This window comes from uncultured Maritalea sp., from assembly GCF_937139385.1.
GTDB lineage: Bacteria > Pseudomonadota > Alphaproteobacteria > Rhizobiales > Devosiaceae > Maritalea > Maritalea porphyrae_A.
This window is the reverse complement of sequence record NZ_CAKZPW010000258.1, coordinates 1-12,892: the sequence shown is the minus strand read 5'-3', so window position 1 is coordinate 12,892 and position 12,892 is coordinate 1. Positions and strand designations below refer to the sequence as shown.

16 protein-coding genes and 1 pseudogene are annotated in these 12,892 nt (G+C 51.4%); all 17 read left to right on the top strand.

Features of this window, described 5'->3' with window-relative positions; translation table 11 throughout:
• The first annotated feature begins 85 nt into the window (after positions 1–85).
• Entirely contained in the window at positions 86–499 is a 414-nt protein-coding gene (locus Q0231_RS10660; protein WP_299347661.1) for a helix-turn-helix domain-containing protein, read from the top strand.
• The gene (locus tag Q0231_RS10655; protein WP_299347660.1) at positions 486–1,751 is read left to right on the top strand and encodes a terminase family protein; all 1,266 of its coding nucleotides are present in this window, start codon (positions 486–488) and stop codon (positions 1,749–1,751) included. Before Q0231_RS10660 ends, Q0231_RS10655 begins: the two co-directional genes overlap by 14 nt.
• A gap of 18 nt (positions 1,752–1,769) precedes the next feature.
• Positions 1,770–2,975 carry a phage portal protein gene (locus tag Q0231_RS10650; protein WP_299347659.1) on the top strand — a complete coding sequence of 402 codons (1,206 nt, stop codon included), beginning with the start codon at positions 1,770–1,772 and terminating at the stop codon, positions 2,973–2,975.
• On the top strand, positions 2,976–3,164 hold the full coding sequence (locus Q0231_RS10645) for a hypothetical protein (protein WP_269392311.1): 189 nt from the start codon (positions 2,976–2,978) through the stop codon (positions 3,162–3,164).
• A 175-nt stretch (positions 3,165–3,339) separates the two neighbouring features.
• On the top strand, positions 3,340–3,819 hold the full coding sequence (locus tag Q0231_RS10640; RefSeq protein WP_299347658.1) for an HK97 family phage prohead protease: 480 nt from the start codon (positions 3,340–3,342) through the stop codon (positions 3,817–3,819).
• Positions 3,820–3,828: 9 nt separating this feature from the next.
• The gene (locus Q0231_RS10635) at positions 3,829–5,067 is read left to right on the top strand and encodes a phage major capsid protein (RefSeq protein ID WP_299347657.1); all 1,239 of its coding nucleotides are present in this window, start codon (positions 3,829–3,831) and stop codon (positions 5,065–5,067) included.
• Between the two features lie 82 nt (positions 5,068–5,149).
• Positions 5,150–5,728 (top strand): phage head-tail connector protein, encoded by a 579-nt coding sequence (locus Q0231_RS10630; protein ID WP_299347656.1) that lies wholly within the window; start codon positions 5,150–5,152, stop codon positions 5,726–5,728.
• Positions 5,725–6,078: a phage head closure protein gene (locus tag Q0231_RS10625; RefSeq protein ID WP_299347655.1), complete on the top strand. Its 354-nt coding sequence runs from the start codon at positions 5,725–5,727 to the stop codon at positions 6,076–6,078. The genes Q0231_RS10630 and Q0231_RS10625 overlap by 4 nt, the downstream gene beginning before the upstream one ends.
• 4 nt (positions 6,079–6,082) lie before the next feature.
• Positions 6,083–6,484, top strand: a complete 402-nt coding sequence (locus Q0231_RS10620) for a DUF3168 domain-containing protein (protein WP_269392306.1) — start codon at positions 6,083–6,085, stop codon at positions 6,482–6,484.
• Positions 6,485–6,495: 11 nt separating this feature from the next.
• Positions 6,496–6,912: a phage major tail protein, TP901-1 family gene (locus Q0231_RS10615; protein ID WP_299347654.1), complete on the top strand. Its 417-nt coding sequence runs from the start codon at positions 6,496–6,498 to the stop codon at positions 6,910–6,912.
• The gene (locus tag Q0231_RS10610) at positions 6,912–7,229 is read left to right on the top strand and encodes a gene transfer agent family protein (protein WP_269392304.1); all 318 of its coding nucleotides are present in this window, start codon (positions 6,912–6,914) and stop codon (positions 7,227–7,229) included. The genes Q0231_RS10615 and Q0231_RS10610 overlap by 1 nt, the downstream gene beginning before the upstream one ends.
• The gene (locus tag Q0231_RS10605; RefSeq protein ID WP_269392303.1) at positions 7,230–7,433 is read left to right on the top strand and encodes a rcc01693 family protein; all 204 of its coding nucleotides are present in this window, start codon (positions 7,230–7,232) and stop codon (positions 7,431–7,433) included. It begins immediately after the preceding gene.
• Positions 7,426–7,977 (top strand): phage tail tape measure protein, encoded by a 552-nt coding sequence (locus Q0231_RS10600; protein WP_299347653.1) that lies wholly within the window; start codon positions 7,426–7,428, stop codon positions 7,975–7,977. The genes Q0231_RS10605 and Q0231_RS10600 overlap by 8 nt, the downstream gene beginning before the upstream one ends.
• Positions 7,977–8,594: a DUF2460 domain-containing protein gene (locus tag Q0231_RS10595; RefSeq protein WP_299347652.1), complete on the top strand. Its 618-nt coding sequence runs from the start codon at positions 7,977–7,979 to the stop codon at positions 8,592–8,594. The genes Q0231_RS10600 and Q0231_RS10595 overlap by 1 nt, the downstream gene beginning before the upstream one ends.
• Positions 8,591–9,481, top strand: coding sequence for a DUF2163 domain-containing protein (locus Q0231_RS10590; protein WP_299347651.1), 891 nt, complete (start codon positions 8,591–8,593; stop codon positions 9,479–9,481). Before Q0231_RS10595 ends, Q0231_RS10590 begins: the two co-directional genes overlap by 4 nt.
• 59 nt (positions 9,482–9,540) lie before the next feature.
• A pseudogene (locus tag Q0231_RS10585) lies at positions 9,541–9,912 on the top strand (NlpC/P60 family protein); the annotation flags it as partial.
• A 5-nt stretch (positions 9,913–9,917) separates the two neighbouring features.
• A partial coding sequence (locus Q0231_RS10580) for a glycoside hydrolase TIM-barrel-like domain-containing protein (RefSeq protein ID WP_299347650.1) occupies positions 9,918–12,892 on the top strand: 2,975 nt, incomplete at its 3' end.

Below are 12,892 nucleotides of genomic sequence, written 5' to 3'. Positions count from 1 at the left end.
GGCATGGTCGAAGTAGTGCGGCCAACAACAGCAACCTGCGGCAGCGCGAGGTTGCTTTTTTTATTCCAAAATCGAGCAGGTAATTTTGACTTCATCCAATTTTGATTGGAGTGATATCGCACGCGCTTATTCCAAGGGTGAGTGCACGGTCACCCAAATTTGCGAGCAGTTTAAGGTTTCGCGTTCTAGCCTTTATCGGCAAGCGCGTATTGAGAAATGGCCAAAACGAACGCATTCGAACCGTTATGAGCAACAAGATTTTTTGGATCACATGTTTTGTGTGCTCAACAAACAACTCGATCAGGTCGACAATCGGATCACGGCACAAGGTGCCGTTGATGCAGTGGCATTGGGCAACATTGCAAAGACGTTTGAAAAACTCACAGAATTGCGCGATGCAAACAAAATCAAGCCAAAAGCAAAGCCCAAAAATGGTGCTGCTGCGGCATTGCGCGAACTATTGGCCCAAAACTTTGAACGGCTGAATGAGACGGGTTGAACAATTGCTCTCCCAACTCTCACAGGTTGAGTTGGAAGCATTGCAGTTCGATTGGACCATTTGGGCGCGTCAGTCTCAATTGCCTCCAAAAGGGGATTGGACCACTTGGCTTTTGCTTGGGGGGCGCGGTGCGGGCAAAACTAGGGCAGGGGCCGAATGGGTGCGGGCCAATGCCACCGGTGCGGTGCCAAAGAGCCCAATTGCCTTGATCGGTGAAACAATTTCTGATGCGCGTGCAGTAATGGTGGAGGGACATTCAGGACTAATGTCAATTCATCCTTCAGCGGATCGGCCTGTTTTTAACCGGACGCGAAACGAAGTTGAATGGTCAAATGGCGCCATCGCCAGACTATATTCAGCCAGTGACCCAGAAAGTTTGCGTGGGCCGCAATTTGCATCTGCATGGTGCGATGAGACGTGCAAATGGCCAAACGCCGATGACGCTTGGGACATGCTGCAATTCTGTTTGCGCATAGGAGAGCGGCCACAACAATTGGTCACCACAACGCCAAAGCCCATTAAACTGCTTAAACGCATAATCGACGATCCAATGACCTGTGTGACGAAAGTAAAAACCGCTGAAAACAGACACAACCTTGCGCCTTCCTTTTTGAACAGCATCGTAAACCAATACCGCGGCACTTCGCTTGGAAGGCAAGAGCTAGAGGGTGAGATTTTACAAAGTAACGAAGACGCGCTGTGGTCGCGCCAACTGATCGATTTGAGCCGAGCACAAGTTGCACCAGAACTCGAACGTATAGTCATTGCCGTTGATCCACCAGTTTCGAGCAACGCAAAGTCCGATAAATGCGGCATTGTAGTTGCTGGATTGCTGGAGGAGTGCGTGTATGTTTTGGCCGACGCGACCATAGCGCGCGCATCCCCACTTAAATGGGCAAACAGAGTGGCCGAATTATACGACCATTTTGAAGCCGATTGCGTGGTTGCAGAAGTCAATCAAGGCGGTGACTTGGTGGCCAACGCCTTGCATCAAGTCAATCCAAACCTTCCGGTGAAAAACGTGCATGCTAAACGCGGAAAATGGCTGCGAGCAGAACCGGTTGCACTGCTTTATGAACGCGGCAGTGTGCGCCATGTGGGCATGTTTTCGGAATTGGAAGATGAAATGTGCAACTTCGCCGCAACTGGTAAAGCAAACGGGCATTCCCCCGATCGGCTTGATGCGCTGGTTTGGGCTGTGACCGAACTCGCGTTGGTGCGGGCAAACCGACCACGAATAAGAAACATTTAGATTATCCAAGGGGTTTCCATGGGAAACATTTTTGACCGCTTGTTTCGGCAGCGGGCGATTTCGCCTGCCGAACGAAAATCAGCACATTCATTTATTTCAATGATCGATGGTCAATCTGCAAGTTGGTCTGGGCGCTCATACGCCTCATTTGCGCAGCACGGTTTGATGAAAAACCCGGTCGCGCATCGCGCTATGACGTTGGTGACCCAAAATGCTGCACGCGTTCCGCTCATGGTGGATGATCAAGGCGAACGCTTAGCAACGCACCCGGTGCTCGAGTTGCTTGGGCGGCCAAATCCGGACCTTTCCGGGCCAGAATTGATTGAGACAATTTTCTATCACCTTCAACTAAGCGGCAACGCGTTTTTGGAGGTGTTGCAGTTTGAAGACGGCAAATATCAGATTTACCCATTGCGCCCTGATCGGGTAACGCCGGTTGTGGGGGATGATGGTTGGATCAAGGCTTACGACTACAAAGTTGGTACGAAGAAACGCACGATAACACCAAGCAAACACAACCCCGTGCCAGTCATCCATTTGCGCAACTTCCACCCAACCAATGACCACTCGGGTTTGGCACCAATTACAGCAGCAATGGATGCTGTGGACACGCACAACAAAGCCTGTGAATGGCACAAATCGCTGCTTGATAATGCGGCTCGGCCATCAGGTGCGCTGATTTATAGCGCCGAAGCGGGCAACCTGACGAAAGATCAATTCGATCGCCTTAAGTCGGAACTAAACGATAGTTTCCAGGGGGCAGCAAACGCTGGTCGCCCGATGGTGTTGGAAGGGGGGCTGGATTGGAAAGCTCTGTCAATGTCGCCACGCGATATGGACTTTATCGAAACCAAAAACAGCGCTGCCCGCGACATCGCGATGGCATTTGGGGTGCCCCCGATGTTGCTATGTCTTGCCGGAGACAACACCTATGCCAACTATCGCGAAGCCAATCGTGCATTTTGGCGCCAAACCATCATTCCGCAAGTGATCAAAACCTGCGCGGCACTTAGCCGTTGTTTGCGCCCCATTATTGCTGGGGACTGGACGTTGGTGCCTAACTTTGAAGCCATTGAGGCTGTTGCCGATGAGCGGCTGGCCAATTGGGCAACGATCGACACCATTAATACTCTTACTGACGATGAGAAGCGCGAATTAATCGGGCTTCCCAAACATACTTTTAGCAAAACGAGCCCAGATAATTTGGGCCACAGGGAGGACTAAATGACAGAAATAACTCAAACATTTGCACAGCGTGGCGATCTTGCACACCTGGCGCTTTTTTTGTGGGCGAGCAGCACGAGTGCGTTGCTGGTGTGGGTTCTAAAAGAACTCGCCGCTGCTAATCGGCGCTTTGATCATTTCGTGAATGAAATCGCAGCGCTCAACAAGCTTTTTAAGCGCAAGAGTTGAGGGTTTTGATGATGAAGGAAAAAGCAAATATGACAAGTAATGCGCAAAATGAGTTTCGACAATTTGCTTGGAACTTGGCTTCAAGCATATCCAAGGTGCCAACAGCAAAAAGCCAAGTGATTAAAACGCGCGCCCCCACGCGTACCGCTGTCCCAAAGCGCGTTCGCGCCAAATAATGAACATCAAGATAAGTGAAAACGGCGTCTTTTCGGGCTATGCCAGCATTTTTGGCAAAATCGATCAAGGCGGCGATATTGTTGTGGGCGGTGCGTTTGAAAACTCGCTGCGCAAACGCGGCACGGCCAACATTCGCATGTTGTTTCAGCACGATCCAAAAGAGCCTGTGGGCATTTGGCAATCGATCAAGGAAACTGATGTTGGCCTCAAGGTCGTTGGCCGGCTTAGTGACGATGTTGCCCGAGGGCATGAACTCATCAGCCTCATCCGCGATGGCGGCATTGATGGGTTATCCATTGGTTTTCGCACGCTTCGAGCATCAACAAAATCAAGGGCCGCAGCGCGTCGCCTATACGAAATCGACCTGTGGGAAATTTCAATTGTGACCTTCCCAATGCTCGACGTGGCGCGGATTTCTGCGCCTCAGCTTGCGCAAAACATCAAACAAGCGACCAAGCTACTAACCTCAACCCAATAAGGAATATCGATGACCACCAAACCGTCTCACGACTTTGAGGTGAAGGCACACGCACGTGCTGACGCCACTGATGACGTCACACATTTGTTTGACGATTTCATGCATGCATTTGAAGAGTTCAAGTCAACAAATGACGCACGTTTGAGCGCTATTGAAAGCAAAAAAGAAGACATTTTGCTTGATCAAAAACTGGACCGTTTGAACCGCGCGATGGACAGCCAAAACACAACAATGCAAAATCTGCTGGCCAAGCAAATGCGCCCAAGCCTAGCGCCAAGCAGCGTTTTGTTGACAGGTGACAACGAATATAAAGATGCCTTTTCCGCCTATGTTCGAAAGGGGGAAGAAAAGTCACTGTCTGCTGGATTAAACCCTGATGGCGGTTACCTGGTGCCTGCCGAAACCGACATGGACATCGGCCGTCGACTGGCAGCCATTTCGCCAATCCGCTCGATTGCCAGCGTGCGACAAGTTTCGTCATCGGTTTATAAAAAACCTGTGGCCACTTCTGGGCCAGCGGTTGGCTGGGTCGGCGAAGCCGATGCTCGCCCAGAAACGACCGCTTCAACTCTGGCCGAAATCGAATATCCGACCACCGAGCTTTATGCCATGCCAGCAGCAACCGCGAGCTTTCTTGATGATGCGGCGGTTGATGTTGAGCAATGGATTGCTGAAGAGGTTGAAGCAGCCTTTGCAGAGCAAGAAACAGCGGCTTTTGTTTCAGGTGATGGCGTTAAGAAACCAACAGGTTTCCTTTCCGCCCCGCAAGTTGCCGAAGCCAGTTGGACTTGGGGGAGCGTGGGCTACATGGCAACAGGGCAGGCAGGCGCATTGCCAGCATCAAACCCCAGCGATGTGTTGATCGATCTGGTTTACACACTGAAGGCGGGCTACCGACAAAACGCCAATTGGGTAATGAACCGGCGTACGCAAGCCCAATTGCGAAAAATTAAAGATGCGGACGGCAATTACCTTTGGCAGCCAAGTCATCAGCCCGGCATGCGCCCAAGTTTCATGGGCTTTTCCTTGGTTGAAGCTGAAGACATGCCAGATGTTGGTGCTGACACTACCCCGATTGCCTTTGGCGACTTCCGCCGGGGCTATCTGATCGTTGATCGCTTGGGCGTCAATGTGATCCGCGACCCATATTCCGCCAAGCCTTACGTGCTGTTTTACACCACAAAACGTGTCGGCGGCGGTGTGCTGGATTTCGACGCCATCAAACTCCTCAAATACTCAGCCAGCTAGTCCTCCAATAGCTAGCTGAGTTTGCCGACCCAAACTGTTCCCCTCCCGGGTTTGGGTCGGCTCTTTTTTCAAAGGAGATGTAATGACGTCTTTTCTTCTAACAGGTCCCGCCCTTGAACCAATATCGTTGGACGACGCGAAGACCTTTTTGCGGGTCAGCGATGTTGTGGACGATCAATTGATCTCAACATTAATCGCGGCGGCGCGGGTGCATGTGGAAACACTCACCAGACGCGCCATGATCACACAGATTTGGCGCAATGTGCTCGACAGTTGGCCCCTGAACAACCAAGTTGAATTGCCCCTGGGGCCATTTCAAAATCTGGTGGCGGTGCGTGTTTTTGATGGCGATGGTAATCCAGCACTTTTGCCGCTGACCCAATTTGTTGGTGAGGATCAAACCGCACCTGCGCGCATCATATTACCCAGAACAATCAATGGTCAGCCCAATTTGCGCGTAAATGCCGCCATCGAAATTGACTATCAAGTGGGTTTCGGCACCGGCCCAGATGATGTGCCAACAGATTTGAAACAGTCTTTGTTGACCCTCATCGGGCATTGGTACCAACACCGCGAAGCGGTGGTGATGGCGGGCAGTGGGGCCATTGTGCCACTTGGGTTCGACCAACTCATCGCACCCTACAAGGTGATGAACCTATGAGCGGGCGTACACCAAGTCTGGGCACGCTAAACCGCCAAGTTGAGGTGCTGAGCAGAACAACGCAAACCGACCAAAGCGGTGGACAAACCACAACCTATTCCAGTTTGGGCAAGGTATGGGCACTTGTCGAAGAACGTCCCGGTGGCGTGCAAAACAGCGCCGATGGGATCGTTTCGGGACGTTCTGTTCAGGTCACAGTTCGGTTCCGCACAGATATCGAAGCCGGCGACCGCCTGGTGGTCGACGGAAATCAACACGATATCGACCATGTTGCCGACCTTAATGGCCGCCGTGCATATGTGGTTTGCACTTGCTCGGCGATCACAGCGGTTGGGTCTCGCTATGAATAGCGCCATGCGAAATTTGCAAACAACGCTGGTGACTGCATTGAAAGCAGATGCAGGACTTTCCGCCCTAATCGGCGCAAACCGCATTTTTGATGCTGCGCCCAAAGCGTTACGACCGCCCTATATTGTTATTGGCCGCCACGACGCAGATTTGCGGGATGCGCAAGAGACGCAGCTCACAACGCACTTGATCGATTGGCACATTTGGCTCAGCGGGCCGCACCGATGTGATGGGTTGAACATCGCGGAGCAGCTTTGCTCCGTGCTTTTCAGCGTTGAAACACTAGATGGCGGCGCGACGCTCGTTCAGTCCAGAAATATGCGCACTGAAAGCGCCATTACGCCGCGCAACGGATGGACCAGAATTCTCGTTCAAACGCAATTTAAACTCGACATTTCTACAGTCTAAGGAACAGCCATATGAGCGCACAAAGCGGTCGCGACATGCTGCTAAAATTGGATGAAACTGGTGCTGGTGGCTTTGCCACCGTCGCTGGTATCCGCACGCGTCAATTGTCATTTAACGCACAGTCCATTGATACGACAGATTCATATTCGTCAGGTCAGTGGCGCGAGCTGCTTTCAGGTGGCGGTATCAAAACAGCCTCCCTGTCTGGCGCAGGTGTGTTCAAAGATGCGAGTTCAGACGCCAAAATTCGCGAACTGTTTTTTGCAGGCGAACTGCGCAATTGGCAATTGATTTTGCCCGATTTTGGCACCATCGAAGGATTATTTCAAATCACTGCTCTTGAGTTTTCCGCAGACCACACAAGCGAAGTTTCTTTTGACATTGCACTGGAAAGCGCCGGGCTCATTACATTTACGGTGACCCCATAATGGTGAACACCATGCGCGGCGAAGTTGAAGCCAAAATCGACGGGAAGAGTTACACCCTGTGCTTAACGCTCGGGGCGCTTGCTGAACTTGAAGCGGCCCTGCAATCAAATGATTTGAACGGTTTGGCTGAACGATTTGAGAATGGTCGCATTTCGGCCCGTGATCTGATTGCCATAGTTGGCGCTGGATTGCGGGGCGCTGGCAATGCCATTTCAAATGATGATTTGGCAAAAATGAACGTTGAAGGCGGTGCCGCGGGTGCTGCGAAAGTAGCGGCAAAATTGCTGGCTGCTGCATTCGGTGAGCCGCATCAATAGATGCAAAATTTCCCTTGGCAAGACGCGGCACGCATTGGGTTTGGCCTATTGCGCCTGTCGCCGCACGCGTTTTGGCAGCTTACGCCGCGCGAGTTGCTGATGATCGCAAAGGCCTTCGGCATTGGCGCTGAACACAGCCTGGATCGACAAGCGTTTCAACAACTGGCGAACAAATTTCCAGACGAGGACAAACCAAATGAGTGACACAGAGCGCACTAAGAATTGGCGCGATGAACTTGGCGATGCTGAGATTGAGTTTGAACGCATAAAAACCCTAGCCGACAATGTTGGCGACACCATAACCAACAGCTTTGCAAACGCGATCAGCAAGGGCAAATCGCTAAAATCTGTACTTAGAGATATCGGCATGAGCTTTGCAGATATCGCTCTAAAAGCCGCGCTAAAGCCGGTTGGCGGCATGATCTCTGAACTGGTGCAAGGCGTGTTTAGCGCAACCAATCCAACTTTGCCCAAAGTACAAGCATTTGCAAAAGGCGGGGTGATCAACCGGCCGACATTCTTCCCAAATTCTGGCGGTATTGGCTTGATGGGGGAAGCGGGGCCCGAAGCCGTTCTGCCATTGCGCCGAAACAGCGCGGGTCAATTGGGTGTTGCGGCCAATCCGGCACCTCCCGTGCATGTTTCAATGACTGTGAACGCCAGTGATGCCCAGAGCTTTCAACGCGCCGAAGCTGAGATTGGTGCCTCCTTGCTGAATGCAGTGCGGCGAGGACAAAGGGCAAGCTAATGGCATTTCACCATGTTAGGTTTCCGCTTGATATTGCTTTGGGCGCACGTGGCGGTCCGCAATGGGCCACCGATATCGTTGAGCTTGCATCGGGCGCTGAAGAACGAAATGCACGTTGGGCGCACTCACGGCGCCAGTACGATGCTGGTTTTGGCGTCAAATCTAAATCCGACCTTCGCAGCGTCCTTTCCTTTTTTGAAGAACGACGCGGTAGTTTTCACGGGTTTTTGTTTCGCGATCCCATTGACCATTCGTCTAGCGAAGACGCGCCAAATGTAACGGACCAAACAATCGGTGTTGGAGATGGCACAAAGTTGGATTTCCAACTGACCAAAACCTATGGGGCGGCTTTTGACCCCTATGTGCGGGTGATCAATAAGCCGATGGCAGACAGCGTCGTTGTGGCACTAGACGGCAACCCAACAACTGATTTTACGGTTGATGCGACCACTGGGATTGTCAGTTTTTTGACGGCGCCCCATGCCGCAGCTGTTATCACCGCCGGTTATGCTTTTGATGTGCCTGTACGTTTTGCCAATGATCGATTGGATGTAGAGGTCACAAGTTTTGACGCAGCGTTGGCGCCCTCCATAAAACTGATCGAGATCCGTCAATGAAAAAACTAGATGCAGCATTTGAAGCGCACATAAAGTCCGGCGCCACAACACTTTGCAACTGTTGGCTGATGACCAAAAGGAACGACCAAGTTCTTGGTTTTACAGACCATGATCAACTGCTCGAATTTGACGGGTATGAGTTCTATCCTACCGCCGGGTTTTCCCCTTCTGCCACAGTGCAAAAGGGGGAGAGCGCCATTGATACCTCAGATGTGATGGGGTGGTTGGATGATGATAGAATTTCACCCCTCCATATCCGCGATGGGCAATTCGCTGGGGCAACTGTTGACACGTTCAAAGTCAATTGGCGTGACACTAGCATTCGACATCACTTCCGCCGAGACTTTATTGGCGAGGTTTCCGAAAAGGATGGTGTGTTTCGGGCCGAGTTACGCTCACAACATATTGCGCTCAATCAAGTGCGCGGCAAACTATATCAACGCACATGTAATGCCAGTTTTGGTGACGTGGATTGTGGCGTCGATGCCCTTTCGCTTGACCATTCGTCGACCTGCACAATCGAACAAATCATCGGCGTAAATGAAATTGTTGTTTCAGGTCTGCAAGGCCGAGCAAATGGATTTGCGGATGGTGGCCAAATCAAGTGGCTGACAGGTGAACGCAGAAACCGCGCCTTGCAGATTTTGCGCCACATTGTGGGTGATCCAAACCATAGTCTTTTTGTTGACGAAACAGACAATGAACTGGCGCAAGTTGGTGACACCGTTCGCGTCACTGTGGGGTGTGATAAACACTTTTCGACCTGCAAGGCAAAGTTTTCCAATCACTTGAACTTTCGGGGTTTTCCACACATCCCTGGTGAGGCATTTATTCTTAAATATCCAAGTGCCGACAACCCATTGGATGGTCGGGTGTTGGTGAAATGAATGCGCCAAATTTGCGGGTTGTCCAAGCCGCTAGACTTTGGATCTGAACACCGTACCGTCATCAGTCTGCACAGCAAGGGGCAGGGTGCGATTGTCTTGGACTAATAGTTGGCGTTTGGCGTGCATTAAACGGCGCACGCGCGTTTGAGTTGCCACCATATTCGAACAATTGGCGGGACCGCACACACGCATCAGCGCTGAAGGCACTTGCGCAAAAACATCTCGATGAGGTGGACAAAGCTCCGTTGGTTCAAGGCAGCGTTGTGTTGATGCAATTGCGCTCAGACTTGCCCGCAAAACATTGCGCCATCATAGCCGATGATGATCACTTTATTCACGCACAAGAACGTATCGGGGTTGTTGAAGTGCCGCTGAGCAATTGGTGGCGAAGACGTATTGTCGCGCAATATACATTCCCAGAAAGGCCCTAATTTCAATGGCAACATTACTCCTTGCCGCTGGCGGACAGTTTATAGGCGGAGCACTGGGTGGCCCCATAGGAGCGACCATTGGCCGAGCACTTGGTGCAATGGCTGGCAATGCTTTAGATGCTCAGCTTTTTGGTCAGAATAGACCATCAACAAATGGCGAAACCTATTTGTTGAACGCCAGAGAAGGTCAACCAATTCCCCGCCTTTATGGCTGGTCACGAATTTCGGGCAACATCATTTGGGCGACGGAGTTGGAACGACTAACCAAATCCGGAGGTGGCCTGAAATCTCTTGGCAATCATGACGAGGAAGCATTCGGCGCAAACTTTGCGATAGGCCTTTGTGAAGGGCAAGTGCCGCACATCGGGCGCATTTGGGCCGATGGCAAACTGATGGATTTGCGCAACGTCAACTATCGATTTTATACTGGCGCGCTAGATCAAATGCCAGATAGCCTTATTGAGGCGAAGCAAGGTGCCGGCAATGCGCCCGCCTATCGAGGGCAGACCTATATCGTTTTCGAGCAGCTTGATCTGACTCCCTTTGGCAACCGCATTCCCCAAATATCAGTTGAATTATGTCGCCCCGTTGGCGATTTGGAAAACCGGACTAAAGCGGTGTGTTTGATCCCTGGGGCGACCGAGTTTGGCTATGATCCTATAGCGAGAGTTCGCCTTTTGGGGAACGGTGAAGTTATCTCAGAAAATAGCCATCAAACACTGGGCAAGTCCGATTGGGAAGTCTCAGTTGATGAGCTTGTCGCGCTTTGCCCAAATCTGGAGCATGTGGCACTCGTTGTAAGCTGGTTTGGCGATGATTTACGTTGTGGTGAGTGCACAGTGACGCCGCGCGTAATGGGGCATGATCGCACGATAAAGGATACAGAATGGAGTGTTGCGGGGCTGTCGCGCGCGCAAGCGCAGATTTGTAGCCAAGTGAACGGAGGGCCAGCATATGGGGGGACGCCAAGCGATAATTGCGTGATTGCAGCGATTGCGGACCTCAAATCACGCGGCCTAAAAGTGACCATTTATCCATTGATGATGATGGACATTGCCGCAAACAATCAACTGGATGATCCATATAGTGAAGCCATGACACAGGCAAGCTACCCCTGGCGTGGACGCATCACATGCAATCCGGCGATTGGGCAGCCAAACACAGTCGATCAAACACTTGCGGCTGCGGGTCAGATTCAGAATTTTGCGGGTACAGCGGCGGCCAGCGATTTTGCCGTATCGGGAACAAATGTGGTCTATTCAGGTCCAAATGAATGGAGCTACCGCCGTTTCATTTTGCATTGCGCAAGCCTTGCAAAAGCTGCAGGTGGAGCCAATGCCTTTATTGTTGGCTCAGAGATGGTGGCGCTGACGACTGTTCGCTCGGGAACGGCAGACTTCCCATTTGTTACAGAACTGAAAAGCCTCGCCAATGAAGCGCGTGCGATCTTGGGGGCCGAGTGCAAGCTTACTTACGCTGCGGACTGGTCCGAATATCATGGATATCAGCCAAGTGATGCACCAGGTGACAAGCTTTTTCATCTCGATCCACTTTGGGCAGACCCAACGATTGATGCAGTAGGCATAGACAATTATATGCCCTTGGCTGATTGGCGCGATTTTGGCCAAAACGATGACTTCCAAACTCAGAACATTGCCCATGATCTTGATTATTTGAAGTCGAACATCGCAGGCGGTGAGGGGTATGATTGGTACTATGCGAACGAACTTGATCGTGAAAAACAGTTGCGTTCACCCATTTCCGATGGCGCGCACTCGGAGCCATGGGTCTGGCGGTACAAAGACCTAAAAAGCTGGTGGCAAAATCCGCACCACAATCGAATTGATGGCGTAAGGCAAAACGCCCCAACCGCATGGGTGCCGCAATCGAAACCGTTTTGGTTCACCGAGGTTGGCTGCGGCGCCGTCGGCAATGGTGCAAACCAGCCAAATGCCTTCACCGATCCAAAAAGCGCTGAAAACAAGTCGCCGTACCACTCGGACGGGCTGAGCGAATCTGCAATTCAACGTCAGTTTTTACGGGCGCACTATGATCATTGGCAAAGTGGCCATTTAGCATTTGTGGATGAGGATAATCCTTTGTCTCCTCACTACGAAGGGCGAATGCTAGATGCGGATAGAATATATCTATGGGCATGGGACGCCCGACCATTTCCCGCTTTTCCGCTGCGAAATGACGTTTGGTCTGATAGCCCTTCCTATTACACGGGTCATTGGACAACCGGTCGATTTGGTTGCGCTACGGTGAGCGAAATCGCGGTTTCAATTGCCAAGGATATTGGCGTTGACTTAGCGAACAAAGACAGCGCGCCAAGCTTTATTGAAGGGTGTGTTATTGCTTCGCCAAGTTCTGTGCGTGATGACATTGAGCTCTTGTTGAAAACCGACGAACTGTTGCTCAGGGATGGCCCCGCCGGACTTTCGTTGGACCGAATACGTGACAATATTGTCAGTGAAATTGACGAGAGCAAATGCGCCGTCACCAAAAACGGCATATTTGAACGTTCCCATCAGGACCGAGGCGAACGGATTAAGCGCGTCAACATCAACTATGCTGACCGACTTTCCGGCTATGACAGGGTTTCCGCATTCCAAACTGCGGCTGAACAAGACGGCGTTGTGGCTGCGATTGGATTACCATTTACGCTCGACAATCGCACTGCCGTTCGCATTGCCGCGTCCCAACTCCAACAGTCGCAAGAAACAAGAAAAACCATCCAGTTTTCTTTGCCATTGTCTAATATGTCGTACGAAGCTGGCGATGTTGTTTGTGTTCCAAACGATCCAAACAAATACGCGATCGGCAAAATAGTTGACGGCACAAAACGCGAAGTAACCGCCTTCAGCTTGCGGGGCAAGCGAGTAGTTTCATCAGTATCGGCAAATGAACGCCCCGTTGCCGGCACAGTGATGGAGGCTGTTTCTGAACCCATAGTTTATGTAGCTCAAGTGCCCCCGAG